This window comes from Dellaglioa sp. CoH-57-MRSF-21 (genome assembly GCF_056781915.1).
Map to the genome: position 1 here is coordinate 1 of NZ_JBXAXU010000140.1, position 305 is coordinate 305.

Here is a 305-nt window from a genome sequence, read left to right on the forward strand (position 1 = left end):
CGCGATCAGCGCCTCGTACGATTTTCGGCTGAGCTACGGGTAGATGATGTGGTTGTTGCCGAAGCGCGCCACCTGCTCGGGCTTGAACCGCGACATCAGATGATCCTTGATCGTATTGACCTAGATATTGCGCGTCAGCTGATGGTAAAAGTCCGCATCCGAATCGCTGTCGCCTGCCGCCATTGCGCCTTTGAACGCGGAGTCGAGGTTGCCGCTGATGAAGATGACGAGCTTCGTGTAGTCGATTTCCCACGATTCGCGGCCGAGCGCATTCTCCAGCACCGAAGCCAACTTCACTTCATCCC

The 305-nt window shown here is 56.7% G+C and carries 1 protein-coding gene; it reads right to left on the reverse strand.

Features of this window, described 5'->3' with window-relative positions; all coding sequences use genetic code 11:
- Positions 1-120 precede the first annotated feature (120 nt).
- On the reverse strand, positions 121-305 hold a 185-nt coding region (locus tag AC1RPQ_RS08310; protein ID WP_481762315.1), incomplete at its 5' end, for a hypothetical protein.